Source organism: Nitrospirota bacterium (assembly GCA_040755395.1).
Taxonomy (GTDB): domain Bacteria; phylum Nitrospirota; class Nitrospiria; order Nitrospirales; family Nitrospiraceae; genus DATLZU01.
Genome location: JBFMAX010000014.1, coordinates 23,710 through 49,087, shown reverse-complemented (window position 1 = coordinate 49,087; position 25,378 = coordinate 23,710). Strand labels below are relative to the sequence as shown.

Annotated in this window: 27 protein-coding genes and 2 tRNA genes; 8 read left to right on the top strand and 21 right to left on the bottom strand. The window is 62.1% G+C overall.

Annotated elements, in window-relative coordinates; translation table 11 throughout:
- Positions 1 to 38: 38 nt before the first annotated feature.
- The 17 genes from AB1555_16940 to xerD all read right to left on the bottom strand — a co-directional run bounded on the left by AB1555_16940 (position 39) and on the right by xerD (position 16,005).
- Positions 39 to 488, bottom strand: a complete 450-nt coding sequence (locus AB1555_16940) for a cytochrome c (GenBank protein MEW6248375.1) — start codon at positions 486 to 488, stop codon at positions 39 to 41.
- Positions 489 to 927: 439 nt separating this feature from the next.
- Positions 928 to 1,842 (bottom strand): RodZ domain-containing protein, encoded by a 915-nt coding sequence (locus AB1555_16935; GenBank protein ID MEW6248374.1) that lies wholly within the window; start codon positions 1,840 to 1,842, stop codon positions 928 to 930.
- 8 nt (positions 1,843 to 1,850) lie between these two features.
- Positions 1,851 to 2,555: a tetratricopeptide repeat protein gene (locus AB1555_16930; protein ID MEW6248373.1), complete on the bottom strand. Its 705-nt coding sequence runs from the start codon at positions 2,553 to 2,555 to the stop codon at positions 1,851 to 1,853.
- Positions 2,552 to 3,466 (bottom strand): PfkB family carbohydrate kinase, encoded by a 915-nt coding sequence (locus AB1555_16925; protein ID MEW6248372.1) that lies wholly within the window; start codon positions 3,464 to 3,466, stop codon positions 2,552 to 2,554. Before AB1555_16925 ends, AB1555_16930 begins: the two co-directional genes overlap by 4 nt.
- Positions 3,467 to 3,511: 45 nt before the next feature.
- Positions 3,512 to 4,411 carry an S-methyl-5'-thioadenosine phosphorylase gene (gene mtnP / locus AB1555_16920; GenBank protein ID MEW6248371.1) on the bottom strand — a complete coding sequence of 300 codons (900 nt, stop codon included), beginning with the start codon at positions 4,409 to 4,411 and terminating at the stop codon, positions 3,512 to 3,514.
- The gene (gene miaA / locus AB1555_16915; protein ID MEW6248370.1) at positions 4,408 to 5,454 is read right to left on the bottom strand and encodes a tRNA (adenosine(37)-N6)-dimethylallyltransferase MiaA; all 1,047 of its coding nucleotides are present in this window, start codon (positions 5,452 to 5,454) and stop codon (positions 4,408 to 4,410) included. The genes mtnP and miaA overlap by 4 nt, the downstream gene beginning before the upstream one ends.
- A 13-nt stretch (positions 5,455 to 5,467) precedes the next feature.
- Complete coding sequence (gene mutL / locus AB1555_16910; GenBank protein MEW6248369.1) at positions 5,468 to 7,294, bottom strand: DNA mismatch repair endonuclease MutL; 1,827 nt, start codon at positions 7,292 to 7,294, stop codon at positions 5,468 to 5,470.
- Positions 7,295 to 7,362: 68 nt separating this feature from the next.
- Positions 7,363 to 8,133 (bottom strand): tol-pal system protein YbgF, encoded by a 771-nt coding sequence (gene ybgF, locus AB1555_16905; protein MEW6248368.1) that lies wholly within the window; start codon positions 8,131 to 8,133, stop codon positions 7,363 to 7,365.
- A gap of 17 nt (positions 8,134 to 8,150) precedes the next feature.
- A complete protein-coding gene (ybgF, locus tag AB1555_16900) occupies positions 8,151 to 9,737 on the bottom strand; it encodes a tol-pal system protein YbgF (protein MEW6248367.1) in 1,587 nt (528 codons plus the stop codon).
- A 56-nt stretch (positions 9,738 to 9,793) separates the two neighbouring features.
- Entirely contained in the window at positions 9,794 to 10,456 is a 663-nt protein-coding gene (gene pal, locus AB1555_16895; GenBank protein ID MEW6248366.1) for a peptidoglycan-associated lipoprotein Pal, read from the bottom strand.
- Between the two features lie 192 nt (positions 10,457 to 10,648).
- Entirely contained in the window at positions 10,649 to 11,971 is a 1,323-nt protein-coding gene (gene tolB, locus AB1555_16890; protein MEW6248365.1) for a Tol-Pal system beta propeller repeat protein TolB, read from the bottom strand.
- Positions 11,972 to 11,976: 5 nt separating this feature from the next.
- A complete protein-coding gene (locus AB1555_16885; GenBank protein ID MEW6248364.1) occupies positions 11,977 to 13,131 on the bottom strand; it encodes a TonB family protein in 1,155 nt (384 codons plus the stop codon).
- 26 nt (positions 13,132 to 13,157) lie between these two features.
- Entirely contained in the window at positions 13,158 to 13,619 is a 462-nt protein-coding gene (locus tag AB1555_16880; protein ID MEW6248363.1) for a biopolymer transporter ExbD, read from the bottom strand.
- Positions 13,616 to 14,344 (bottom strand): MotA/TolQ/ExbB proton channel family protein, encoded by a 729-nt coding sequence (locus AB1555_16875; protein ID MEW6248362.1) that lies wholly within the window; start codon positions 14,342 to 14,344, stop codon positions 13,616 to 13,618. The genes AB1555_16880 and AB1555_16875 overlap by 4 nt, the downstream gene beginning before the upstream one ends.
- 252 nt (positions 14,345 to 14,596) lie before the next feature.
- Positions 14,597 to 14,675: transfer RNA gene (locus AB1555_16870), tRNA-Asp, on the bottom strand.
- Positions 14,676 to 14,833: 158 nt separating this feature from the next.
- A tRNA-Val gene (locus AB1555_16865) sits at positions 14,834 to 14,909 on the bottom strand.
- A gap of 124 nt (positions 14,910 to 15,033) precedes the next feature.
- Positions 15,034 to 16,005, bottom strand: a complete 972-nt coding sequence (gene xerD, locus AB1555_16860; GenBank protein MEW6248361.1) for a site-specific tyrosine recombinase XerD — start codon at positions 16,003 to 16,005, stop codon at positions 15,034 to 15,036.
- A 172-nt stretch (positions 16,006 to 16,177) separates the two neighbouring features.
- Here xerD and AB1555_16855 point away from each other — a divergent pair, with 172 nt between their 5' ends.
- Genes AB1555_16855 through AB1555_16835 form a run of 5 tightly spaced genes read left to right on the top strand, consistent with a single transcriptional unit; the run spans position 16,178 to position 20,680 of the window.
- A complete protein-coding gene (locus AB1555_16855) occupies positions 16,178 to 18,160 on the top strand; it encodes a penicillin-binding protein activator (protein MEW6248360.1) in 1,983 nt (660 codons plus the stop codon).
- Between the two features lie 26 nt (positions 18,161 to 18,186).
- The gene (locus AB1555_16850; protein ID MEW6248359.1) at positions 18,187 to 18,915 is read left to right on the top strand and encodes a site-2 protease family protein; all 729 of its coding nucleotides are present in this window, start codon (positions 18,187 to 18,189) and stop codon (positions 18,913 to 18,915) included.
- Complete coding sequence (trpS, locus tag AB1555_16845; GenBank protein ID MEW6248358.1) at positions 18,912 to 19,901, top strand: tryptophan--tRNA ligase; 990 nt, start codon at positions 18,912 to 18,914, stop codon at positions 19,899 to 19,901. Before AB1555_16850 ends, trpS begins: the two co-directional genes overlap by 4 nt.
- Entirely contained in the window at positions 19,898 to 20,317 is a 420-nt protein-coding gene (locus AB1555_16840; protein MEW6248357.1) for a PEGA domain-containing protein, read from the top strand. Before trpS ends, AB1555_16840 begins: the two co-directional genes overlap by 4 nt.
- Before the next feature lie 45 nt (positions 20,318 to 20,362).
- Positions 20,363 to 20,680 carry a hypothetical protein gene (locus AB1555_16835; GenBank protein ID MEW6248356.1) on the top strand — a complete coding sequence of 106 codons (318 nt, stop codon included), beginning with the start codon at positions 20,363 to 20,365 and terminating at the stop codon, positions 20,678 to 20,680.
- 3 nt (positions 20,681 to 20,683) lie between these two features.
- On the opposite strand, the gene AB1555_16830 is transcribed toward AB1555_16835, so the two are convergent.
- The 3 genes from AB1555_16830 to AB1555_16820 form a co-directional block, all read right to left on the bottom strand.
- Positions 20,684 to 21,208 carry a bifunctional nuclease family protein gene (locus tag AB1555_16830; protein MEW6248355.1) on the bottom strand — a complete coding sequence of 175 codons (525 nt, stop codon included), beginning with the start codon at positions 21,206 to 21,208 and terminating at the stop codon, positions 20,684 to 20,686.
- 38 nt (positions 21,209 to 21,246) lie between these two features.
- Positions 21,247 to 21,876: an MBL fold metallo-hydrolase gene (locus AB1555_16825; protein MEW6248354.1), complete on the bottom strand. Its 630-nt coding sequence runs from the start codon at positions 21,874 to 21,876 to the stop codon at positions 21,247 to 21,249.
- 103 nt (positions 21,877 to 21,979) lie between these two features.
- Positions 21,980 to 22,648, bottom strand: a complete 669-nt coding sequence (locus AB1555_16820) for a hypothetical protein (protein MEW6248353.1) — start codon at positions 22,646 to 22,648, stop codon at positions 21,980 to 21,982.
- Positions 22,649 to 22,759: 111 nt separating this feature from the next.
- Here AB1555_16820 and AB1555_16815 point away from each other — a divergent pair, with 111 nt between their 5' ends.
- From AB1555_16815 to AB1555_16805, 3 genes are all read left to right on the top strand, one after another.
- Entirely contained in the window at positions 22,760 to 23,521 is a 762-nt protein-coding gene (locus AB1555_16815) for a hypothetical protein (protein ID MEW6248352.1), read from the top strand.
- Positions 23,518 to 24,432 carry an SUMF1/EgtB/PvdO family nonheme iron enzyme gene (locus AB1555_16810; protein ID MEW6248351.1) on the top strand — a complete coding sequence of 305 codons (915 nt, stop codon included), beginning with the start codon at positions 23,518 to 23,520 and terminating at the stop codon, positions 24,430 to 24,432. Before AB1555_16815 ends, AB1555_16810 begins: the two co-directional genes overlap by 4 nt.
- A gap of 61 nt (positions 24,433 to 24,493) precedes the next feature.
- Positions 24,494 to 24,661 (top strand): DNA gyrase inhibitor YacG, encoded by a 168-nt coding sequence (locus AB1555_16805; protein ID MEW6248350.1) that lies wholly within the window; start codon positions 24,494 to 24,496, stop codon positions 24,659 to 24,661.
- 196 nt (positions 24,662 to 24,857) lie between these two features.
- Here the strand turns inward: AB1555_16805 and AB1555_16800 are convergent, their stop codons facing one another.
- A complete protein-coding gene (locus tag AB1555_16800; GenBank protein ID MEW6248349.1) occupies positions 24,858 to 25,310 on the bottom strand; it encodes a hypothetical protein in 453 nt (150 codons plus the stop codon).
- Positions 25,311 to 25,378 lie beyond the last annotated feature (68 nt).

The window sequence follows — 25,378 nt, the reverse complement described above, 5'->3', positions numbered from 1 at the left end:
GTCCCGCCGCCTTTTGTGCAGTCGTCAAAACCGCTTTATCAGCTGCCTTCTTTGCAGAAGCTCCGCTCGTAATTGATGATCGTCCAGGCTTCTTCCTCCGTAATGGCGGCAGGGATCAAGGAAACCATGCCCGTGCCCGGGCTGCCGTTCTTAATCACCCAGAACAGCTCTCCATCCTTCCGCTTCTTGTGGAACTTGCAGTTCGTGAAGTTGCGCGGGCTGGGGTTCAGGATCTGCCCGGCGGGCCCATCACCTTTCCCTTCCTTGCCGTGGCAGTTGAAGCAGGTGCCCTTCCCCTCAAACAAGGCCTTGCCCTTGGCCAGGTTTTCCGGCGTTTTCGGGATCGGGTTCTTCAGCGCCTTGGCCTCAGCGATCTGATCCGGCGGGACCCGGGGTTTGAGCGGATCGCGTTCCTCGGCGACAGCCACCGTGGCCGTCACGAACATGAATGCGGTCAAGATACCAAGAGACCTCGACAGATACCCCATCACGACTCCTCCTTTTTGTAGAAGAACCACTCCGTGGTTGATATTGTGCCCTGAGTAAATAATAAATGAAGCGGATGAGCCGACAGCGATCATCCAAGCCGCTGAAGCGGCGGCACTATAGCAACGAGCCGCGCGCTTTGTCAAGAATTGCGCTGCCGCGCAAGACCACGCGTCGTGGCCGGCTTTTCCCGCCTCCGCTTCCAACTCCCCGGGCGGAACCGTCCGACTTCCCAAGCCGTTCTCATCACAAGGACCGTGCCACGCGACAACGTGCAAAGACGCGCATTCTGCCGACCGGTTAGCGGAGAGACGCGCCTAAGCGGCACCCGAGACCGGGCGCACGAGGCGCCTTTGCGCCTCAGCTTTCACGTCCGCCCCACCGGCAAAGGGGTTTTATTGGATCGCGGCGGAGGAGGATGGCAGGAGTCAGGAAACCGGCTCAGCGTTTCAGCACGATATCCCGTGCGACCTTGCCGCTAGGGCCGAAGGGTTTCTGCGGTTTCCCGTTCAGTTCAGCCCGCACGCCGCCGGCGTTCCCCAACGTGAGCGTGAATTGGTCTTGCGCCTTCCAGCGGGCTTTTTCGCCTGGCCTCAGGAGCGCTTCTTGCGGGCTGCCGCCGTCGATTTGTACCACTACCCAGCTTAACTCCGTTGCTTCAAGATCCAAGATCAACGGCTCGTCTCCCGAGCCCGGTCCGTCGAGCGCCAACCCGGCCAATGGACCCTCCGAACCCGGCGACGAGGTGCTCGCCGGTTCCGGCTCAGCCACCGACGCGGTCGACGACTGGGATACTGCCTCTGACGGCCGGCTTTCCGCCCTGCCCGTCGATCCTTCGCCGACCGCGGATAGGCCGCTCGGCTCGGCATGCTCCTGAGCCTGCCTCTGAACGGTCTCGCGCGTCTCCTTCGGCGGAAGTGTCAATTTTTTCGACACAGCAGAGGAGGGCTCCGGAACGGAACGCTGGATCACCGAGGATTGTTCGCGACTCAGGAGCAGGACCAGGGCCAACACGGCGACGCCGACCGCGATACTGATTGCTTTGCGGTTCGCTTTCCGGCGCCGCTCTTCTTCCGCCTGCCGGATCCGCAACCGCTCCCGTTCATCCTGTTTTTCATAGAAGGCGCCGGCCGACTGGACGAACCGGTGAATCGCGTCCTCCTCGTCCAGCCCCAGTGAACGGGCATAGGATCGGACGAATCCTCTCGCAAACACCTGATCGGGCAGCTTGGCGAAGTTGCCCTCTTCCAGCGCCTTGACAAAGTCGGAGCGGATGCGGGTCTTGGACGCGACTTCGTCGATCGTCAGACCTTTGGTCTCCCGCACTTGCTTGAAAAATTCGCCGACCGATTCCACGCGATGTCCTATCGTTTCAGCCGCTCCAGGAGTCGATCGGCGGCGGCGGTATACTCGCCTCCTTTGTCGAAGGTCGAGACTTTCGCCAACACTTCGCGCGCCTTGTTGTCGTAGCCCAATTTGTAGTAAGCGCGCCCCAACTCCAGATGCAGCATGGCCGGCGGCACGCTCGGAGGATCGACCAGCAACGCATCTTCGAACGCCTCCACGGCCGCCTGCATATCGCCTTCGTGCGCCAAGGCGCGGCCCAGGTGGAATCGCGCCAGATCGGGCGTGGCGTAGAGCGGATTGCTCAACGCCTGTTTATACGACTTGATCGCTTCGCTCCACCGATCCTGCTGAGCCAGCACCTGCCCGAGATACGTATGGGCTTCCGAATAGTCGGCGTCGAGACGGATCGCCTCACGGAACGCCTCTTCCGCCTCCCTGAACTTGCCCTGCAAGGCGTAAATATGGCCGAGGCCGTAATGGGCTTCCTTGTTGTCGGGATTCAGTTGAATCGCTTTCTGGAACGACACGAACGCTTTTTGGCGATCGACGCTCAGGCTGGCTACGCCTTCCTGATAGTATCCGTTGGACTTCTTGATCTTCTCTTCCGTCGCACATCCGGTGAGCGCCGAGGTTTGAATCGCCGCCAACGCCAGCAGCCAGAGGAGCAGGGCGCGACGGTCATGCCTCCGGGATGCGGGATATCTGTCGACTCCGACCGTCACGGCAAATCCTCGAAATGCGTCAATCGCTTAAACTCACGGAATCGATCTTGGATCTCTTTGTAATCCAGGACGCGCAACCGGTCAAGACTAAAGGCTTCCACGGTAAAGGAGGCCATCACGCTACCGAAGACGACCGCTTGGCGGATCGCCTCGGGAGACCGATTCCCCGTCGCCGCCAGGAATCCCAGGAACCCGCCCGCGAACGTGTCGCCCGCTCCGGTCGGATCACGGACTTCTTCCAAAGGAAACGCCGGCGCTCCGAACACCTGCTTCTCGTTGAACATCAGGACCCCGTATTCTCCGCGCTTGACGATCAGATGCTTCGGCCCTCTCGCCAAAATGGTTTTGGCCACCCGAACCAGATTGGGATGATCGCCGAGTGCCCTGGCCTCGGCGTCGTTGATGATCAGCATGTCGACGTGCTCGAGAACCCGCCACAGCGCCTCGCGCTTGCCCGTGATCCAGAAATTCATGGTGTCGCAGGCGACCAGCGATGGTCGCTTCACCTGCCGCAGCACATCCAACTGAAGCTCCGGATCGATATTGCCGAGGAACAGCACGTCGGGCGTTCGATAGTGCGGGGGGATCTTCGGCCGGAAGGACTCGAAGACATTCAGCCGCGTGTCCAACGTGTGGGCCTCGTTGAGCTGATGGGTATATTCGCCTTTCCACCGAAAGGTCGCCCCCGGCCGCCGCTCCAGACCCGCCAGGTCGATTCCGCGGCTTTTGAGAAACTTCATATGGTGTTCCGGGAAGTCCTCCCCGACGACGGCGATCAGATCGACGCTGGTGAAGTAACTCGCGGCGGTGGCAAAGTAGGTTGCCGACCCTCCCAGCACCTCGGCCGCTTCGCCGAACGGCGTTCTGACCGTATCGAGCGCCACCGACCCGACAACTAGCAATTTGCCCATTTTATCTTCACCCTCGTTTCCACGACCTGTTTTCCGCAGTCCGCTTCACGCCTCACGCGTCACGTTCAGATACCGGCCGATCAAGAGGTCCAGACGCTTCCGTGTCTCTGTGGGGATCGTCCGCGGATCCGTCACGAGGGCGTCTCTCAGCGCCTGTCCGCACGCGCAACCGGTCTGCTCGATCCCGGTCGACTCTAGCGCCTTCCGCAGCAGGCGTTTCGCCAGCGCGACGTTGTTGCGCAAGGTCGCGAGAATAGCTTCAACCGTGACCGCCTCTTCGGTCTCGTGCCAGCAATCATAGTCCGTCACGAGAGCGACCGTCGCGTAGCACAGCTCGGCTTCCCGCGCCAGCTTGGCTTCCGGCATGTTGGTCATGCCGATCACGTCCACGCCCCACTTGCGGTACAGCAGGGACTCCGCACGGGATGAAAACTGCGGGCCCTCTATGCAGAGATACGTGCCGCCCTCATGAACGGCGGCGCCGGCTTCATGCGCCGCTTTGGACAAGGACCGGGCCAACGACCGGCACACAGGATCGCCGAAGGCGACGTGGGCGACGACTCCTCCTTCGAAGAAGGTGGACATGCGCCGTTTGGTCAGGTCGATGAATTGATCGGGCAGGACGACCTCGCCCGGCTTGATCGTCTCCTTCATGCTCCCGACTGCGCTGATCGAAATGACACGGTGCACGCCGAGCGACTTCAGCGCATAGATGTTGGCACGATAGTTGATTTCGCCGGGGTTGAAGCGATGACCGCGCCCGTGGCGGGAGAGGAAGGCCACCCGCACCCCGTCCAGCGTTCCGAGCACGACGGCATCCGACGGCCGCCCGAACGGAGTCCGCACGCTGGCTTTGCGAACCTGGCTCAGGCCGTCCATTTCATAGAGACCGCTCCCTCCGATAATTCCCACCGTCGCCCGGGCCTTGTTTGTCGCCGTCTTCATCCCGCCGTGACTCCCGCTGCAGCCATGCGGCCGCTTTGTTTGTTCCCCTGCGCTTCCCGACCCAACCCCGCGAGGAACCCTTCGATCATCGCCAGAACCTTGTCGGTGATCCGTTCCACCGATTCGTCCTCCGCGAGCGACAACCAGAGGATCCCGGGTTCCTTCCGGAACCAGGTGAGTTGCCGCTTGGCAAACCGCCTCGTGTCCCGCTTCAACAACCGAACGGCTTCCGTGTACTCGCAGTCCCCGGCGAGATAGGCGGCAATCTGCCGATAGCCAAGCCCCTTCATCGAGCCCAACCGTCGATCGCAGCCTCTCGCCAGCAGACCCCGAACTTCGTCGACCAACCCGCGGGCCAACTGCGAATCCACCCGCTCTTCGATCCGGCGGTACAAGGCTTTCCGCTCCCTCATGAGGCCGATCAGAAGCGCTGAAAACGGCGACTCGCCGAATACGTGGCGTTGATGCATCGAGGAGAGCGGTCGTCCCAGCAGATGATAGACCTCCAACGCCCGCATGACTTTGACTTGGTCATGCGGATGCAGCCGGGCGGCCGACTCCGGATCGACACGGGTCAGCTCACGATGCAGGGCCTCCGCCCCTGTTCGTCGCGCTTCCTCCTCAAGCTTGGCGCGGAAAGTCGGGTCGGCCTCCGGCCCCTCGCACAGCCCGCGAATCAGAGTGCGGACATAGAGCCCTGTCCCCCCCACCACCAGCGGCAGACGGCCTTCGCGATGCAGCCGGTCGATTTCCGGCAAGGCCGTTCGCCGGTATATCCCTGCATTGAACGCCTCATCGGGATCGACCAAGTCGATCAGACGGTGCGGCACGCCGTCCCGCTCTTCCAGAGTCGGCTTGTCCGTTCCGATATCCATTCCCCGATAGACCTGTCTGGAATCCGCCGCCAGGACTTCGGTCTGCAGGCGCTTGGCCAATCCGACGGCGACCCGGCTTTTGCCGACGGCGGTCGGGCCGACCACGACCACGACCGGCTTGAATCTGACGAATTCCTCGGTCCGGCTCATGGTTGAAACAGGGGACATACCTTCGACGCGCTCATGCCCGACCGAATATCTTCGACAGCTCCTCGGCCGGCAGGCGCAAGGCGACGCGGCGACCATGCGGGCAGGTCATGATGAGACCTTCTCGGACCCAGTCCTCGATCAACTGCTTCATTTCCGGCAGGGCCATCGCTCGCCCCGCTCGAACCGCTCCATGGCAAGCCAAGGACGCGATCACGGGGCGCATCTTCGCCTCCAGCGACGACAGCGATTCCCATTCAGACAGATCGTCGATCAAATCCTGAATCAGCGACGCCGCATCGAGGCGCCCTAAGAGCGCAGGAGCCGCCCGGACGATGAACGTTCCCGAGCCGAAGGGCTCGATCGCCAACCCCAGTTGCTCGAATTCGCTCAGGCGCTGTTCCAACAAAATCGCCTTGTCGGACGGCACTTCGATCGGCTCCGGGAGCAGCAGCGGCTGCGACTGAACGGCTCGGCTCTGCCAGGCCCGCCAGAGCCGTTCAAACAAGACCCGCTCGTGGGCCGTATGCTGATCGACCACCTGGAGTTCCGACCCCACCTGCGCCACGAGAAAGGTCCGATTGACCTGCCCGAGCGGGAGGACTTCAAGTCCTCCCGCCGTCTCGTAGGATCGGTCCGGTTCATGAACAAATGATGTCTGAAGGGTCTCTCCACCTAAGGCTTCCTTTACCATCGACTGTTCGATCGCTACAGCCGTACCCGGCCGTTGACCGGACCGGACGTCCGGCGGGCCCAACGCGGCCTGGGCCGGACTTGAGGCGGTCGATTCCCTCGATGCATGGACGCCGCCGCTTCTGCCGTCGAACCGGACACCCGCAACCTGAACGGAACGCAGCGTGGCGCCCAAGGCTTCGCGTACGGCCTGGCGGACGGCTTGGTGCACGGTCTCCTGATCGACGAAACGGATCTCCCGCTTGGTCGGATGGACATTGACATCCACCCGATTCGCATCCACGTCCAAAAACAGAACGAACACCGGATAACGGCCTTTCGCGAGAAAAGACGCATAGCCCTCGGTGATCGCGTGGAAGACCGCCGCGTTGCGGACCGGCCGACGATTGACGAACAGATCCTGCGGCGTCCTGGACGCGCGCGCGTGGACCGGCTGAATCGCGAAGCCTCCGATGCTGAGGCCGGGCCGTTGTCCGCTCACTTCGACCGCCCGGTCGAGAAAGAGGGCGCGGTGGATCTGCAGGACCCGATCGCGCACGGAAGAGACGGCCGGGAGATTGAGCACTTCGCGGCCGTTGTGGAGGAGACGGAAATGGACGGAGGGCCAGGCCAGGCCGGCTTGCTGAACCGTCTGGCTGATGCGGGCGAACTCGGTGGTCGATGACCTGAGAAACTTCTTCCGTGCCGGCGTGTTGAAGAACAGATCGGTGACCTCGACGCGTGTGCCCCGCGCCGCAGCGACGTCTTCGACGCCGGTCACCGAGCCCCCGACGACGGACACCTGCGTGCCAACCGGCTCGTCCCGACTGCTCGTCAGCAGCCGGACTTTCGAGACGGCGGCGATGCTGGGCAGGGCTTCACCGCGAAATCCCATCGTGCGCACGGACCAGAGGTCTCGATCCGAGCGCAGCTTGCTCGTGGCATGCCGCTCAAACGCCAGGGGCGCATCCACGCGGCTCATCCCCTCGCCGTCGTCGGTCACGCGGATCAGCCCCAATCCTCCATCTCTCACCTCGACCGTAATCGTGGAACTTCCGGCATCCAGACTGTTGTCGAGCAACTCTTTGACGACGGCCGCCGGACGCTCGATGACCTCACCGGCCGCGATGCGGCCGACGACCTCGACAGGCAGCACGCGGATTTTTCCGACGCCGCCGTCGGGACTCATCGATCACGCTCCAGGAGAGGTGGAAGGGACAAAACAGGCGAACGGAAACTGTCGCGGCAGGCCTGCGGTCATCGGATCTCGGCCAACTTGGCCTTGGCCAGCTTCGCTTCGTCGGAGGAAGAGAACTCTTCGATCACCCGCTTCAGGAACTTCCGGGATTTGGCGATATCGCCGGTCTCGGCGGCCGACAACCCCAACTTGAACAAAGCCGACGGCACTTTCTCGTTCCCGGGATATTCGTTCACGACGTGCTCGAACGATTGGATCGCCCGCACGTAGTCTTTCATGTTGTAGTACGATTCCCCGAGCCAGTAATACGCGTTGGGGGTCAGCGAAGTGGCGGGAAAATCTTTGATGAACCGCTGGAATCCCGTCACGGCCAACTCATACCGGCCGTTCAGGTAATCGTTATACGCCAGATTGAAGGCCGAGGTCGGCGTGATCGCCGGCATGCCGGGCAGCGCCGGAGAGAGATCCGGCACTGCCGGCGATTTCGCCGGCTTGGACTGACGGGAGGATTCCGCCATCGCGGCATCCGCTTTCGAAGCGGCCGCCTGACTGATCTGCCCCTCTTCCAACTTGGCCAAGCGACCTTCCAGTTTCTGGAGTCGGGCGGCGACGTCTTCGAGCCGCTGTTTCAACCCGTCGGCGTCTCTGCCCTTTTCCAAAGACTCCAGCCGCCGTTGCATCGCTTCCTGCCGCTTCAGCTCCTGCTCCTGCGTTTTGGCAACGGTGCGCAGCTCTTCCCGCAGGTCGACGAAATCCGCGTGCTTGGCGCAACCGGAGGCCGCCAACGACGCTGCCAGCAATCCGGAGAACATCTTCGCGCGACGGGACATGCGGGGCGCCTTTCGGATTAACGCGAATCCTTCAGCTGGTTGAGTTTGTCGAGCGCCTTTCCGGCTTCTGGTGTCCGAGGGTACAGCTCGATGACCTGTCTCAAGGTCGTAGACGCGCGCTTCCGATCCTTCAGGGCCAGGTAGGCATAGCCTTTTTTGAGGAGCGCGGCCGGCACCTTTTCACTGTTCGGATAATCCAATTGTACATGATCGTACGCCTCGATCGCTCGCTTGAAGTCCTTCTTGCCGTAATAGGTCTCCCCCAGCCAGAACCGCGCGTTCGGCGCAAGCTCCGAATTGGGATACTCGGCCAGAAAGGCGGCGAACCCCTGGCGGGCTCCTTCCAAGTCGCCCGCCTTGAACTTGTTGAGCACGCGTTCGTACACTTCGCGCGGATTGATGTCCGCGGCGTCGGATTCGGCCCTGGAGGCCGCTTCGACAGAACCGGCGGCATCCCCCTGCGCTGACTGCGAAGCCGCCGCTCCCGGCTCTTCAGCGGCGGCCTTGGGTTGCTCGACCATTTGGTTGAGCGTCGAGCGTTGAGCCGGCCGTTGGCTCGGTTGTCGCTGCGGCGGACCGGGCTGGGAGCGAACCTGCGCAACCTCTCCTACCGCTCTGGAGATATCGTCCAGGCGGCGATCCTGTTCGTCCAAACGCGCGGCGAACTTCTCGCCCGCGGTCTCAAGAGCCTTGGCCACGGACGAGACGCTCCTGTTGACCTCGTTGAGATGGCCGGTCATGACCCGGTTCACCTCGTTGATGTGATTGGTCGCGGCCTTGGTGTCCGCTTCGACTTTGGCGGCCAGGGCGTCGGTTCGCTTTGAAAGCGCAGCGGTCTGCTGCTCAAAAGAAGCCGACAGTTGTTTGACGGCTTGCTCCTGCTGCTTCATTTCCTCGCCCAACTTGATCAAGCCCTGCTTAAAGTCGCTCAGCGCATGAGTGAACTTCGCCGCCTGCTCGTTCGACGTCTTGCTTTGCGCGTCCAGTTGCTGGGCCAACGCGGCGGACCTGGCGTCGGCGGCGGCGATCGACTTTTGATGCTCATCAAGCCGCGCGTCGATCGCCTTGGTCAGCGCGCTGACCGTCTTGTGCACGGCGTCCAGACGGGCCGCCACTTCATCCAGACGGGCCGACGTCCTGGCAGATTCCGATCCCAACTCCTGTTTCAGGGCCGCGGTGTGATCGCGCAGGTCTTTCTCGAACTTGCTCTCCAAAGAAGCCAGTTTGGCCTTCTGCTCATGTTCCTGCTTGTGCACAAATTGCTCCAGCCTGACCAGCTTGTCTTCCTGAGACCTGACCAACTGCATGGCCTGGTGCGCCGTCACCTGGATGTCTCCTCGGAGGCTGGGCAATTGCTCCTCCTTCACGCTCCTGATCTCTTCAGCCAGGCGCGCACGTGTTTCTCCCACCATCCGATCGATTTCCTCTTTGGCCTTCTGGATCTTGAGCTGCAACTCCTGATGACTTTTCTGCAGCTCCCTGTTGGTTTGTCTCAAATCCGCCTGCTGGGCCAGGCAACCGGACAGGACCAGGCCCCCCAACAAGCCGAAGATCGGAAGACCATAACCGTACGGACTGACCTTGCTTGCCTTCGGTTTACTCATCGGAGCTCCGTCGTTGCCGCGCATCGAATCTTCGGTCACCTCGTCGCTCTGCGACGTCACTTTGTTCGAAGCACGAGGTGGCCTCGCCGGTTCTGCTGGTAACAAGACTCCGTATGCTCCTTGCAGAACGGCCGCTCCTTTCCGTAGGACACGACCGCCAGCCGATTGGCGCTCACGCCAAGCTCGACCAGATAATTCCGTACGGCCTTGGCGCGCTTCTCACCCAACACCAAATTGTACGCCAACGTGCCGCGCTCATCGCAATGCCCTTCGATCTTGATCAGCGAACCGGGGTTCGCTTTGATCCATTCCGCATCATGGGCCAAGGCCATCCGTCCCTCTTCCGTGATCGTCCAACTGTCGAATGCGAAGAACACGTCCCGCAGCCCGGCCGCAGCGGCTGCGGCTTGCTCACGGCGCATCTCCTCGACCTGCCTGGAGGCGCTGTCCGAAGGCTGGACCTTCGCCATCATGGTCCCGCCTCCGACCCGCTCCTCAGTGGCGCCTTTGCCTGGCCCGACCGGCTCCAAGCCCCTGAGGCCTCCGCCTTCGGACCCGGCGCTTGACGCATCGGTTCCGCGGCCCGCGACGGTCAGATCGGGGAAACTGGAGCTCGCCCCTGCGCCTTGCCCGGAATCACCGGCTCCTCCCGACATGCCCAGAGATCCCTCGCTCAAGCTTTCGCCCGGCGCACCGGCTCCGCTCCGGGACTTTGCCATTCTCTCCTCCGAGGACTTCGAACCCGAGCCGGCCTGCACGGATTTCTTGGAGCAACCGGCCCCGGTCATCAATATCAGCCCGACTATGACTACAAGGCAGGTTGTTAAGGATCGTGCATTCATGGGTTGCTCTCCTCTTGTGTTTAATGGATCGCTCGACCTCGCTCATCAAGGCTTCTCACGGCAGTTCGATTAAAGAGCCGGCGACCATGCGGGCGAACTGTAATGGGTCCCCCCGTACGTCAACCGTTCCAAATCTTTTCCGTCGGCATTGATCATATAGATATGGCTTTTCCCGTCGGCCGTCGAGCTGAACACCAAGTGCCGGCCGTCCGGAGACCACGCCGGCGAGTCGTCCACACCGGGGCCGGTCGTGATCTGGACACGCTTCTGCCCGTCCGGACTGATGAGACACAGCTTATATTCTCTTCGAGGAGTCCGGCAGACGTGCGCGATCCAGTTTCCTCGAGGAGACCAGGCAGGTGCGGCGTTGTAGTCGCCTTCATAGGTCAGTCGTCGGACATTCGACCCGTCCGCGCTCATCAAGTAGATTTGAGGCCCGCCGCCCCGATCGGAGGTGAAGGCGATCTCCCGTCCGGAAGGCGACCAGGACGGCGAGAGGTCTCCGGCTGGATTGACGGTGAGCCGCTGCAGCACTTTCGTCCTGGTGTCGAGCCGGTAAATTTCCGCATTGCCGTCCTGGCTCGTCGTGAACGCCAGATAATTGCCGTCCGGAGAAAGCGCCGGCGTAATGTTCAATCCCCCCAGCGATACGAGCGTCCACCGTTTCCCCGTGGCCAGTTCGATCAGATCGATGTCCTGGGTATTTCGGCTCCGGTACGCCGTGAACACCAGAAACCGCCGATCGGGCGACCATCGCGGCATCAGATTCAGAAAGCCGTCGGCCGTGATCTGCCGAGGCTCGTATCCGTCGTAATCCATGACGAACAGCTCGCGCGCATTGCCGATTTCCGAGACGAACGCGATTTTTGTCCTCGCGATGCCCGGCTCCCCCGTATAGCGGTAGACCAGCTCGTCCGCAAATCGGTGCGCCATCAGCCTGACGACGGAGGTCGAGCCGACGTACCGCTTCCCTCCCACGACCTCGTCGCTGCCGCCGTCATAGACATAGCCATCCACGACGACGTCGGCTTCTTTGCCATTTTCTTTGAGCCCCGCCCTCCCCCACACCAGGACGGCGACGCCGTTGTCCGTCGCCTGCTTGAAGACGGCCTTTTCGGCGTTTCCGACATCCCGCACTTTGATGCCGAGGCTGGGCAAATCGACCAAGGTGAACACCAGCGAGCGTCGAAGATCGGCCTTGAGCACCTCCTCCACCCGCCCGCCGAGCCACTCGGGCCCGCTGCCGTTCTTGAAGCCCAACACCCCGATGGGAATTTTCTCGAAGTCCGGACGGGTCGCCTCGAGAAAGACGTCCGTTGCCTTGGACTCCAGAATTCCCACCAACCCCGCCCCGAGGACGAGGGCCATGATCAAAACGCTCAGACCTTTCATGAGAGTCAACCGACCTGCTCTCCGACCGTAAAACTGAAGTGGGCGTCCAGATACGACTCCGTCATCTCCGGGGGAAACGCGGGGAGCGGGTTGGCGCTCAAGACCGCGCGTTTTCCCGCCAGATCGTAATAGTCGTTTCCGGACGACTGCTCGATGATCACATTGCTGACCGACCCGCTGCGGTGCAGCCTAAACTTTACCACGACGGTAAGCGCCTTCTCCGGGACATCGACCGGCGGAGCCGTCCAGAGGCTGCTGATCTTCTGCTGCACCCTGGCGAGGTAGCGATTGGACCCGGGCCCTGTCGAAGAGACCTTCATGGACGTTTCGGGGCTCCGGACGGTCGGCACCTTGGCCACAGCCGCCGGGGCCTGCTTGACTGCCGGTTCCGGCATCGGTTTGGCCTCTTGCGGCGGCTCGACCGGCTTGACGGAACGCGGTATGGACCGGAGCTTCTTGATCTCTTCCTCCAACTCTTGGTCGAACTGTTCGGCCAACGACGGCTGGCGCGGTTGCACCTGCGCCGTCTTGACCGGCTCCTTGGGAGCCGCCGGCGTCATGGGCGTCACGTCGGGAACTCTTAACTTGCCCAAGAGCGTATCGATGTCGCTGTTGACTTTTTCGGGAGCGCGGTCGGGCCGCGGCACATCCACCCGCTGCGATGGAGTCACGGGTTTGGCCGGGCTCAGTTCGCCGAATTTCGGCGCATCGGGCGGCAACTCGATGCCCTTCAAGACGTCACGCATCACGTCCCCCGACGACCGTCGGGCGCCGGGCGCGTCGCTTCGCACCGGCGGAGGCAGGACCGGCGCCGGCGCGACCGGCTTGGCTGCCGCAGCCGGGACCGGCGGCGCGGACTTGACCGGAGGCGGCGGAACAGTCGGCTGGACAACCTTGTGAGGCTTCATCGCATCGGCTTGCCGCGCAGGAGGAATCTCAGTCGGCCGGGCGGGGGCCGGCATCGTCACCAGCGAGACCTGCACCGACGCCAGCGGACGTTCACCGTGTTGCATGAATCGCATCCCCGAAGCCGCGAGCAGTACGCACACGTGCAACGCCAGCGAGGCGATCACGGTCCATTTCAACCGCACGCCCAACGCATCGCGCTGGTCCGCGCTGAGCGCAAGGGGCAGCAGATGGGGGAGCGCATGCGTCGCCATAAGAGCCGTGAGTCAGAGCGTCCTTTTCAGAGCGTCCTTTTAGGACGATTCGCTGGCGTGACCTGCTGTTCCATCACTCGTTCTCCGACGACGGGATCGGTCACCATGCCGAGTTTTTCGATCCCCGCCCGCTTCACGCCGTCCATCACCTGCACGACGATCCCGTACGGCACCTCGCGATCGGCCCGCAAGTACACCGACACCTCCGAGTTCTGTTCCTTCAGCGACTTGAGACGGCGTTCAAGCTGCGCGACGCTCACCGCGTCCTTATCGAGATAGAGTCGTTGATCCTTCTCGATCGTCAAGACGACGCGCATCTCCGGCTTGATCGTGTTGGTCGCGGAGGCCGGGAGTTTGATGTCGATGCCGCGATACAGCATGGGGGCCGTCACCATAAAAATCACCAACAGGACCAGAACGACGTCGACCAGCGGAATGACATTGATTTCGGCGAGGAAGCGCCGATGCCTGGTCTCAAAGATCGTCATCGGACCCCCAAGCCGGCCTGTCTCCTCTGGGTCTGGACCGAGTTCAGCAGATCGACGCTGAACGTTTCCAGGCGGAACGCCGTCCGGCGAATGCGCGTCAAGTAATAATTATACGCAATCACCGCGGGAATAGCCGTGAACAGTCCGGCCGCCGTGGCGATCAGCGCCTCCGCCACTCCCGGCGCCACAGCCGCGATGCTGGCCGTTCCCTGGAGCCCGATCTCCCTGAACGAATCAATAATCCCCAAGACAGTGCCGAGCAAGCCGATAAACGGAGTAATGTTTCCCGTGGTGGCCAAGAACGGCAAGTACGCCTCTAATTGAGCGATCTGATTCTGCACGATATATGCCACAGTCCGCTCGATATATTGTCGATCCAAGCTGCCAGGATCATCCCCGCCCTCCTGGCTACGCAGGTGAGAAAGTCGGCCGCCTGATTCCTCTGCTTGTCCGGTGTCCAGCCGATCCATTAACCCCATGAAAACACTGGCGCTTGGGCTTCCGATCGCCCGGCGCGCTTGCCGCCGCAGTTCATCGGAATCCTTGCTCTTCGCGAAGGCGGTCAGGAAGCGTTGGTCTTCTCGATCAATTGTGCGGAAAACGCGCCACTTGTACAGAATCACGGCCCAGGAAATAACGGAGAAGAGAAAAAGCAGGAGCAGAATAACCTTTGAGACAAGTCCGAGAGAACCGATAAGCCCCGTCAGGCCCGATTGAAACATCATTACTCTAGAGCTTCTCCTCCTCTGTCAAGAAATGAACAGCCCACCTAAACGAATCCGATCGTAGGGGAAAGAGGGCGGGGCCGACGGGATTTGAGCCCGCTCTGTCGCCAGCTCGACCCTGAAGGGCGTCTCGCCGGCTCCTACCGAGGGGGCCAGCCCCCTCGTACGCTCCCCACGAAGGGGACCGATCCCCTTCGGAACCCTCCGTCGCGGATTCACATCCACTCGACAGAGGGCTGAGACTGAGATATGTGGCGGGGCCGACGGGATTTGAACCCGCGACCTCCAGATTGACAATCTGGCGTCCTAAACCAAGCTGAACGACGGCCCCGCGCAGATCAGAGGTAGAGAAGAAACTGGACGTCCTCACAATTCGACCGGCTCCCGGTAGAGGTCTGGAGTGGTCGATGCTTACTGTTCCTGTGAGTTCCTGCTGCGCTTAAGTCTTCAGGCTCTGCCCCCACCGCTGAGGCCCTCTGTCCGCCGACCTGGTAGGCGGAACAGGGATTGAACCTGTGACCTCTGCCTTGTAAGGGCAGCGCTCTCCCGACTGAGCTATCCGCCTAATTTCCTTGATAGCCCGAATGGTTGCGGATGCTATCAAGTCCGGCATACCTTGTCAACCGAATCTCGCACCTTTCTTGCACAACCGCCTTCGTGTCGGATCACCCCTGCATGTTCCATCTCGTTCAAGCCGTCGGGCCCGGCATGCGGCGGCGCTGCTTGCGCGGGAAAAACTGTGCATGCAGTCGCTTCAATCGTTCGCGTTCGACGTGCGTGTAGATCTGCGTCGTCGCAATGTTCGCATGACCCAACATCGCCTGGACCGAGCGGAGATCGGCGCCGCGGTCCAACAGATGCGTGGCGAACGAGTGACGCAACATATGCGGCGAAATCGTTTTGGGGATGCCTGCGGCGGCGGCGCGGAGGCGCAACAATTTCCAAAACCCTTGCCGGGTCAGCGGCCGTCCTCGACGCGTGATGAAGACATAGGCCGATTCCCGGTTCTTGAGCAACTCGGCTCGCCCGCTCCGCAAATAGCGCATGATCTTGCGCTTCGCGATTTCTCCCATCGGCACCAGCCGTTGTTTGGAACCCTTCCCCGTCGCCAGCACGTAACCCGAATCCAGGTTGAGGTCGGTCATCCGGAGGCCGACCAATTCCGAAACCCGCACGCCCGTCGCGTACAATAATTCAATCATCGCGGCGTCACGCACATCTTCCGGTCCGGACTTGCCCGCCCATTCCAGCAAGGCGGTCACTTCGTGTTGTGTCAGCACGGCCGGCAGGCGCGTCCCCCGGTGCGGACTGTTCAGCCCGACCATCGGATTTTCCCGCACCAACCGTTCTCGCACGAGAAACCGAAAAAACCCTCGAAGCGCCGACAAGCAACGAGCCGTCGAGGCCGGAGCCAGCCGCAGCCGCTTCAGATGAATGAGAAACTCCGCTATCGTGTGTCGCGTGACGTCGGCCGGGCTCCGGATCTTCTGACCGAGCAGAAAGGATGCAAACTTCTCCAGGTCGCGTCGGTAGGCCTCCAGCGTCAGCGTCGAGAGTCCGCCTTCAACCCGGAGATAGCTCCAATACCGCTCGATCAAGCCGGCCATCACCGCATGCGGTCGAGCCTCGACGCATGCCGGCGGATTCCCATCTCGATCCATTCTGCTCATCTCGCCCGGCGAAGTCCGCGTGTCATGCGGTTTGACGGCGACTATAGCCAAGCCCCGAACGGAACACAATGCCGCCGAGGACTTGACCTTGACACCCCTCCGAGCCTTTCCTATAGTAGCTGTGTCGCGGCGTGAGCGTCCGCTATGATGATTATCGAAGGCGATGTCCAATCCGCTTTTCTTTCGCCCCCTCGCCGGTTCGACGTTCGTTTCTCCGTTCGTCGTCCTGTTGTTATCGTTCGCCCTTGCCGACGCCTCCACGACTTTCGGCGCGACGGAGCCTTCGCCCCGCCCGACCCGCGCTGAACGGGGCAAATCCCCGGGAAACCAGTCCATCCCCGTCGTCTTGGACCAAGCCAAACGGCTGATCGAAACTCAACGGGCCGACGCGGCGGTGCCTCTGCTCAAGAGCTTCATCGGCGCTTCTCCGAAACCCGAACACTTGGATGACGCGTATCTCCTGCTCGGCGCCGCGTTGTATCACACGAAGGAGTACGGCGAGGCGATCAGGTATTTGAACCAGCTTCTCGGCGAGCTTCCGACGTCCGATCTGGCCGATCGTGCGCGCCTGATGCTGGCGCGCTCTCAGGCGGCCTTGGGCAATCTCGATCTCGCGTTGCCCGTGTTGGCCGAAATCCGGAGTCTCTCATCCGATCTCGAGACGAAACGCGAAGCGCTCCGGCTGACGGGCGAGCTACAGCTTCAAAAAAAGGATCATCTGCGCGCCGTTCAAGCCTGGCTGGATGAAATCGAACTGAGCCCGGAAGAGCAGGCGGCTGAAATAAAGAACCGTATCCAGGAATTGGTCAGGGAGCAGCTCGACCGAAAAACCCTCATTCGCCTGCGCGACGCCTACCCGAAGTCGTTTCCCGGCGACATCGCGTTGATCCGGCTCATCGAACTGCAAACAGCCAAGGGCGAGGACCATCTGGCCGAACGGAACATCCGGCTCTTCGTGCGACGTTTTCCCAACCATGAGTTTGCGGCCAAGGCGTCAGACCTGCTCGCCTCATTCAAGGCCAAGCTCAAGTCGTATCAGCACGTGATCGCCGCGGTGCTCCCGCTCTCCGGCAAACTCGCGCCGTTCGGCGCCGAAGTCCTCAACGGGATTCAACTGGCGCTGGAGAAAGGCAAGGACAGTTTAGGGCTCGCCTCGGTCGGACTGATCGTCAAGGACAGCGAAGCCGATCGCGCGACGTTTCTCAACGACCTCACTGATCTGTTGTTCGAAGACCGGCCGTTGGCCGTCATCGGGCCGCTGCTCTCGAAGAATCTTCCGGTGATGGCGGAGTTGGCCGAGCGGACCAAAATCCCGGTCATCACGCCGGCCGCCACCTTTCCGAACGTCCGCCGCTTGGGCGCCTATGTCTTCAGCACGGCGCTCACCTATCCGCTCCAAGCGAAGCGCATCGCGGACTATGCGACCGGAGAGCCGGGGTACCGTCGGTTCTGCATCCTCCATCCGGACACGGTCTACGGCCGCGAACTGGCCCGGCTGTTTGCACAGGAGGTGCGCCGACATAACGGAGAGATTGTCGCGGTCGAATCCTACAAAGAAGGCGAAACGGACTTCGGCCCCCAGATCAAACGACTCCAAGCGGAAGACCTGAAGAAGTACGGGATCGCCGTTCCGGTGGAAAACGGCAAGACAATGAAGGGCGCCAAGCGCGTCATCTATACGCCGGGATTCGACGCGGTGTTTGTCCCCGGCCGTTCCATCGAGGTGGCGCTGATCGCAGCGCAGCTTGTGTTCCACGACATCAAAGTTCCGCTGCTGGGCGCGAACGGCTGGAACTCGCCCGACTTCCCCCGCCTGGCCGACCGTACCATCGACGGCGGCGTCTTTGTCGACGGATTCTTTATTGACAGTCCTCTCGCAAACGTGCAGGATTTCGTCGAACGCTATCAGCGGCGGTTTCAGACCAGTCCCACGCTGTTCGCAGCTCAGGCCTACGAAGCCGCGCGCCTCGTGCTGGAGGCCATTCGGAAAGGGGCGGCATCGGGCGAAGCCGTGCGGGACTATCTGGCGTTGCAGCAGGATCTGCCGACGTTGGCCGGGCCGGCCGGTTTCGACGCCGGAGGTACGCTCAACCGTCGCGTGTTCGTGATCCAAGTGAAACAGGGCAGATTCGTGCAGGTGGAATAAACTCGATCGGACGGAAGCGCGGCTCCATGAACTCGCTCACCCAGATTCTTCATACCCTCTCCTACATGGCTCTTCCGCTGATGTTGGCCATGGTGCTCCATGAGTACGCGCACGGCTGGGTCGCCAATCACTATGGCGATCCCACCGCCAAGCTGGCAGGACGGCTGACGATCAATCCGCTCGCGCATATCGACCCGTTCGGCACAGTGATTCTGCCGCTGATCTGTCTCCTTATGCCCGGTGGGCTTTTTCTGGGCTGGGCGAAACCTGTCCCGATCGATCCCAGACGACTCGACAACCCGCGTCGCGACATGGCGCTGGTGGCGGCGGCCGGACCGGGGATGAACCTCGCACTGGCGATCGCCAGCGCTGTCTTGCTGAGCGTCTTGATCTTGATCGATCCGACGCTCATGGCGTCCTGGCCGCCGCAGCCGGGCCAAGAACCGCGACGCGACTGGCTCGGCATGTTGCTGTTGCCGATCGCGGCGATGGCGCTGTACTCGGTGTTCATCAACATCCTGTTGATGGTCTTCAATCTCATCCCGATTCCTCCGCTCGACGGCGGGCGCGTCCTGACGAGCCTCCTGCCCGCTCGTCCTGCGTTGGCTCTGGCCAGGCTGGAGCCCTATGGCATGCTAATCATCGTTGCGCTGATCGCATTCGACCCGCAGATTCACGTCATTCGAACGATCACCGGCACACTGGTCAACGTGATGGCCGGAACACTGCTCACCACCGTTCTGAGTGGAGCATGACCACACAGCGAAAGCGCGTCCTGAGCGGCATGCAGCCCAGCGGCCTGCTGCATTTGGGGAACCTGCTGGGCGCCCTCGACAACTGGAAAGCGCTGCAAGAGCAGTATGACTGCTACTTTTTCGTCGCCGACTGGCACGCGCTGTCCACCAATTACGCCGACACCAGCCGGATCCGGGAATTCGTGCGCGAACTCCTGATCGACTGGCTGGCGGCCGGCATCGATCCGAAACGATCCACGGTCTTCATCCAGTCCCGCGTGTCGGAGCATGCGATCCTGCACCTGCTGTTCTCGATGATCATCCCGATCTCCTGGCTGGAACGAAACCCCACCTACAAGGAAAAACAGGAAGAGATCAAAGAGCGCGACCTCAGCACCTACGGCTTCCTCGGGTATCCCGTGCTTCAGGCGGCGGATATCCTCCTGTACAAACCCGACTACGTCCCGGTCGGAAAGGACCAGTTGCCCCATCTGGAGCTTACTCGCGAATTGGCGCGACGGTTCAACAGTCTCTACAAGCCGGTCTTCCCCGAACCGATGGAACATCTCACCCGGTTCCCGAAGGTCCTCGGCACCGACGGCCGTAAAATGAGCAAGAGCTACGGGAACACGATCAACCTGTCGGATCCCGAGCCGACGGTCCGGCAGAAACTCAAGACGATGGTCACGGATCCGGCGAGGGTCCGCCGCAACGATCCCGGCAACCCCGACGTTTGCCCGGTCTTCGATTTCCACAAAATTTTCTCGCCTCAGCCCGTCATCGACCGGGTCAACCGCGAATGCCGCACCGCGGCGATCGGCTGCATCGACTGCAAGAAACTGGTGGCGGATCGGATCGTGGAGCGCATGGCGCCCATCTGGGAAGCGCGCGGCAAGTTGACGAAACACCCGAGCGAGCTCGACGACATCGTCCAGGACGGCAGCCGGCGCGCAGCGGCCGTCGCGCATCAGACGCTGGAAGAAGTCAAGGAGGCGATGAAGATATGAGGAGAGTTTCGCTGCGTCCGCCCCTTCACGCGCTGGCCGGGATCATGCTCGCCCTGTCAAGTTGCGCCACGAGCATCAATTCCGACCGTCAGTCCGTGACGATTTTCACCGATCCGCCGGAAGCCAACGTCGTCATCGACGACTATCTGCGCGTCATCGCGCCGGGCACGGTGTCGTTGAACCGGAAATCCGACCATGTCGCGATCGTGGAGAAAGACGGGTACGAACCGGCGACCATCAAAATCGAGCGCGGGATGTCCTGGTGGGTGATGGGCAATGTGGTCTGCCTCATCTTCATCGTCAACTGCATCCAGAAAGACCGCCGCGACGGCGGCTACTACGCCTTCGACGACGAGATCCGCGTCACCTTGGCGAAGCAGGCGTCGGGCGACTCTCTCCCGCCTCAATCTCCTTGACTCGGCGTCCGCAGTCGTTCGACCGCGTTTCACGGGAGGTCCATCATGCACGAATCGGGCGCACGCGGATGGTGGACGTGCTTCTTTTCACTGCTTTCCCTCTTCTGGATCGGGAGTCCGGCCGCGGCGGAGCCGCCATGCGACCGCTATCCCACCAACAAACAGGTGCGGTGCGCGGCGATCTGGAAAGAGTTGAACGAGCAGGGCGAGGCCGAAGTCGCGCGGTTCGGGTTGGCGCAGCAGAAACGCCGGGAAGAAGGCAAAATCACCGCGGAGCAACACCTGCAGGAAAACATCGCCTTCATCAAGCAAGCGACCGAAAAGCGCCTCAAGCTGCTTGATGAGCGGATGGCGAAAGAGTAAGCGTTACAACGTCTGCGCCTTGCTCTCGGGGGTCAGCACCTTGCCCGCCGAATCCAACAATTCCCGGCTGACGATGATCGGCGCCTTGAAGTGAATGGCCAGCGCGATGGAGTCGGAGGATCGGCTGTCGAACACCTTCACCTGGTCTTTGAACGCCACCGTCAGCGCGCCGTAATAGGTACCGCCTTTCAACGTAATCACGGTCTGCGTCACCTTTCCGCCGAAGGCTTCGAGAATCGAATGCATCAGGTCGTGCGACATGGGCCGCGGCATCTTCTCGCCCGTGAGCGCGCCGTAGATGGAGCTGGCGACCGTCATGTCCACGAAGATGGGAATGGTCTTGCCCTCGGCCTTGAGGAGAACCACCGGCCCATGATCCGAAAGCCGGACCTGCACGTCCGAGATCGTCACCTGCGAAGAAGACGGAGGACTTGGCGGCTCGGTTTGCGCGCGGGAGACCGACCCCGGCAAACCGGCTACGACGATGAAGACCAGCCACACCTGCATCGACCGACCGAGATGTTTCATGGTTCCCTCCTTCGGCTGAAGCGCCGAAAGGCTCCTGCTTACGCCCGGACAAACGGGTTGGATTCCCGTTCCAGGCCGATCTCCGTGTCCGGTCCATGACCGGTGATCACACGCGTCGTTTCGTCCAACGTATAGAGGCGCTCGCGGATGGACCGCTCGATCGCGTCGAAATCCCCGCCCCACAGGTCCGTCCGCCCGATCCCTCCCCGAAACAGCGTATCGCCGGCGAGCAGCAGCTTCTCCGCCGGAAAGTGAAAGCTCATCGACCCGGGCGTGTGGCCGGGCGTATGCAGCGCCAGGCCTTCGAGCCCGCCTACGATGATCTTTTCTTCGTCCTGTAACCAGTAGTCCGGAGGCGGCACCGGCACGTAGGGCACGCCGAATACGCGGCACTGGACGTCGAGCATCCGCCAGAGATCCCGATCGTCGGGATGCAGACACAGCGCCGCCCCGGTGGCTTTCTTGATCTCGCCTGATGCGAGGAAATGGTCAAAATGGGCGTGCGTGTGGAGGACGCTCACGACGGTCAATCCCAGATCCTGCACCTCTCGGAGGATCCGCTCGGGCGCGCCTCCCGGATCGACCACGATCGCCCGTTTGGTGACGGGGTCCCCGATGATGGAACAGTTACAGCCCAACGGAGGAACGGAGAAGGTCTTGCGGATCATCCCGGTCATCGTTCAGCGACCATCCCTCGCCTTGTTTCACCCGCTCACGTCACCAGTTCCTTATCCCGCTTGATGCTATCGCTCATCCGTGTCGAATCTCAAGTCAGCGTTCTCCCTGAGGCGGCCCGTCGACCTGCGCCACCCACAGCACCTCGGTGTCGACGATCTCCCATGTGCCGGCCGGTTTGTGCAGCCAGAAGAGAAAGCCCGCGCCTGTGCCGTCGGGACGGGTGTTGGCCACATAGACGAGGGCCTGATCCTTGCGCGACGTGAACGCCACACGCGAGAACGCCAGCCGGTCGATCACCGGGAGAGGCCCCTCCTGCACCAGGTCCCTGCGCGGAAACGCCACGGGGATCGGCGCGAGCGAGACTTCCGGTTGCTCGGCTCCGTCACCGGACACGAACCGGTAACGCACGCCGAAGTCGAACCGTGACTCCAGCCTGAACGGACGGCTGTTCTTCATCACGAAATCTTTCATCAGCTCCGCAGGGAGCCGCCCTTCAAAGTACGCATTCTGCTCGAGCGACGCGCGGGGCGTCGGCTTGTCCTGTTCCGGATACAGCGTCGTGGCCGTCAACCGCTCGATGACCACGAGTTGCGTCGCGGAGGTCACGAACTTGGACCGCACGACGACATCGTAGATCGAATAGTCCTCGGCGGGAACCGAGTCGGGCGGCTCCGCCTGCCGGTCGGAAGCGGTCCCCAGCGCGGGCGCGATCATCCACGCCCAACCGGCCAGCATGAACGGAGCCAGCGTTCTTGCCCGCATGCCGGGAGCATAACGTGCGCGCCACAGGCAGTCAAACCAACGCGCTTGCGGGCGAACGGGCGGGCCAACGGGATAGACAAGCGACGCTGAAGCATGGATAATCGGGTCAGCATGTCGCAAAGGAGCGTTCTCATCGAGCCGTCCCGGCGATCGTCCCGTTCGCTCCCCGCAGCGCTCTTGCTTATCACCGGCGCCTGGATCGCTGGCTGCAAGCCGGACGACTCTCCGCTCAGGATCGAGAACGACAACCTCCGTAAGCAGGTGGCGAAGCAGGAGTCGGTGGTCGTCTCGCTGCAGGACGGCAACAAGGTGATGCAGCAGCAGATCGACCTCCTCAATCGAGAACTGCGCGATGCCAAGAAAGAGGCGGAACGAGCCGAAGCCGAGGTGAAGGCTCTGACGGCCAAGCTGGAGGCCCAGGCGGCGGAAGCGAGGAAGCTCGCCGCGCAGGTGCAGCGCACCGCCGCGACCAACGCCCAGGTGTCGCAAAATCTCCGCGTGGACGAGAAAGGCGCCCAGGTGGAGGAGCTGCCGCGCCCGCTGGCGGCGGTCAGCAAGGCCGCCGAGGAGGCCCTGGCGCGCAACGGCTATACGGTCAAGGTGAGCGTGAAGACCGACCAGAAGGCCGTTTACGTGACGGAGCGAAAGGTGTCGGCGCCGGCGTCATTGGAAGTCTCCGGATTTCGGAACCAGTATCTCGTCTCGCTGCAAGCCCTCCCCTCCAACGTCACCCGCCTGAGCGTGAAAGCGGAGTTCGAAAAACTGGCGCAGGGCGGACGGGCGTTGGCCGTCAGCCCCGAGGAAACCGCGGAGATCGAGCGGCGGCTGATCGCGGAAATTTCCAAAGCCGTCTCGTCGCCGAACAAGTTGTGAGTATCCTCCCTCCTTCTGAGCGTCACCGGCCGGCCGAGTATCGGGTTGTTTCCCTCCTGCTCGTGACCGCCGCCCTGCTGCCGTCCTTGGTGCGCGCCGCGGGGCCGGACATGAAGACTGCCCTGCCCGCACACCTCGCTGCGATCGCCGCATTGGCTCAGCTCTCTCCGACGGTGGCCGTCCCGGAAGGCTGGTTCCTCATGGGGACGAATCGAAAGGACGACGACCCCTACGGGCTGGAAACCCAGTTCGACGACACCGAGCTGCCGCAGCGGCGCATCTGGCTGGACGCCTATGAGATAGACCGCGATGAAGTCAGCCTGGCCGAATATCTCGCGTACCTTCGGTCACAGCGCCGGTCTATCCCCGACGAGCTGCAACGGCTCATCTGGCACGTGATCACGGTCCACGCGATGCCCGATTATGTCTTGGCCCGCTGGCCCGCGATGTATGTCACCTGGGCGGAGGCCGACGATTTCTGCCGCAAGCGGGGAAAGCGTCTCCCGACCGAAGCAGAATGGGAAAAGGCCGCCCGCGGCAGCGAGGGCAACCTGTTCCCCTGGGGCCCCAAGACGCCCGAGCCGGGACTGGCCGTATTCGGGCAGTATCACGTGCATGAGATCCCGCTTGTCGCGGCGGTGGACAGCGGAGAAGAAGGACAGAGCCCCTACGGGCTCCGCCACATGGCAGGCAATGTGGCTGAGTGGGTCCAGGATTGGTTCGGATTCGACTACTATTCCATCATGCCGGAGCGGAATCCACGCGGACCGTCCCTGAGCCGATACAAGAGTGTGCGCGGCGGATCCTGGAAGAGCAAGCCCCACATGCTGCGGGCGGCCACTCGCGGCGGGGCGCCGCCGGACCAACGGTCCGCTACGATCGGTTTCCGCTGCGCAAAGTCCTTCCACTGACGCGTGTCTCCCCTTTCTACCCTCAGAAACTTCTTCCCGCCAAAGAGGTATAATTTCGCCCATGACCTGCCCAATCTGTCGAAAAACGACCACCTGGGAAGGGAATCCCTGGCGGCCGTTCTGCTCCGAACGCTGCCAACTGATCGATCTGGGCGCGTGGGCCGCAGAGCGTTACCGGGTCCCCGGTCCCGGTCTCCCGACCGAACCCTCTGAGCCGGAATCCGAATAGGTCCAAATTCGGCGCATACCGCGTCCAGTGCCGGCTTCCTTTCAGCCGGCCTTATGGCCTTGAGTTCCATCTCGGAACACCACAGCGAGACTTGTGGACGGCAGTCCCCATGACCCCGTGGAGTTGCAGCCCATTACTCCACAAAGCTGTTCGCTGCGAGCTGCGTGCTGTTTGCTACGGCCCTGCGGTGTTGAGATCAGGAGTGCCGGTGCGTCAGCGTGTAGCGATGCAGCCATGCGGGATCGAGCTGCACTTCGGCTCCGATCGGGCAGAAACTCGGCCCTGACCGAGTATTGCTCTCCACCTGCGCCGTCAGCGTGCCGCTCTCCACCTCCACGACCGCAAGATGTTCGTAGATCTCCACGATGCAGCTCGTCTTGGACGCATTGCGCTCGGCCGGAACGAGACGAGCGACGACCGGCGCTTCCAGCGTGATGAGATCGCCCGGGTGAAAGGCCGGGCGCTCCGCTGCCTCCCGGTAGCCCCAAAACCCGAGGCCGACGACCGAGACACCGAGCGCCGCGAGGATCGATCGGAAGCGCCGAGGATAGGAAACCTTGAGCCATCGGACGAAACCGACCGCCCCCACCACGAGCAGCAGTCCGATGAAGCCGAGCACAAGAAAGATCAACGCCGCGCGCAGATTCACCGTGGGATTTCTCCTTTAGCCGCAGCGGGATGAATCCTCGGGCGGACCGGCGACCAATCTGTCACGAG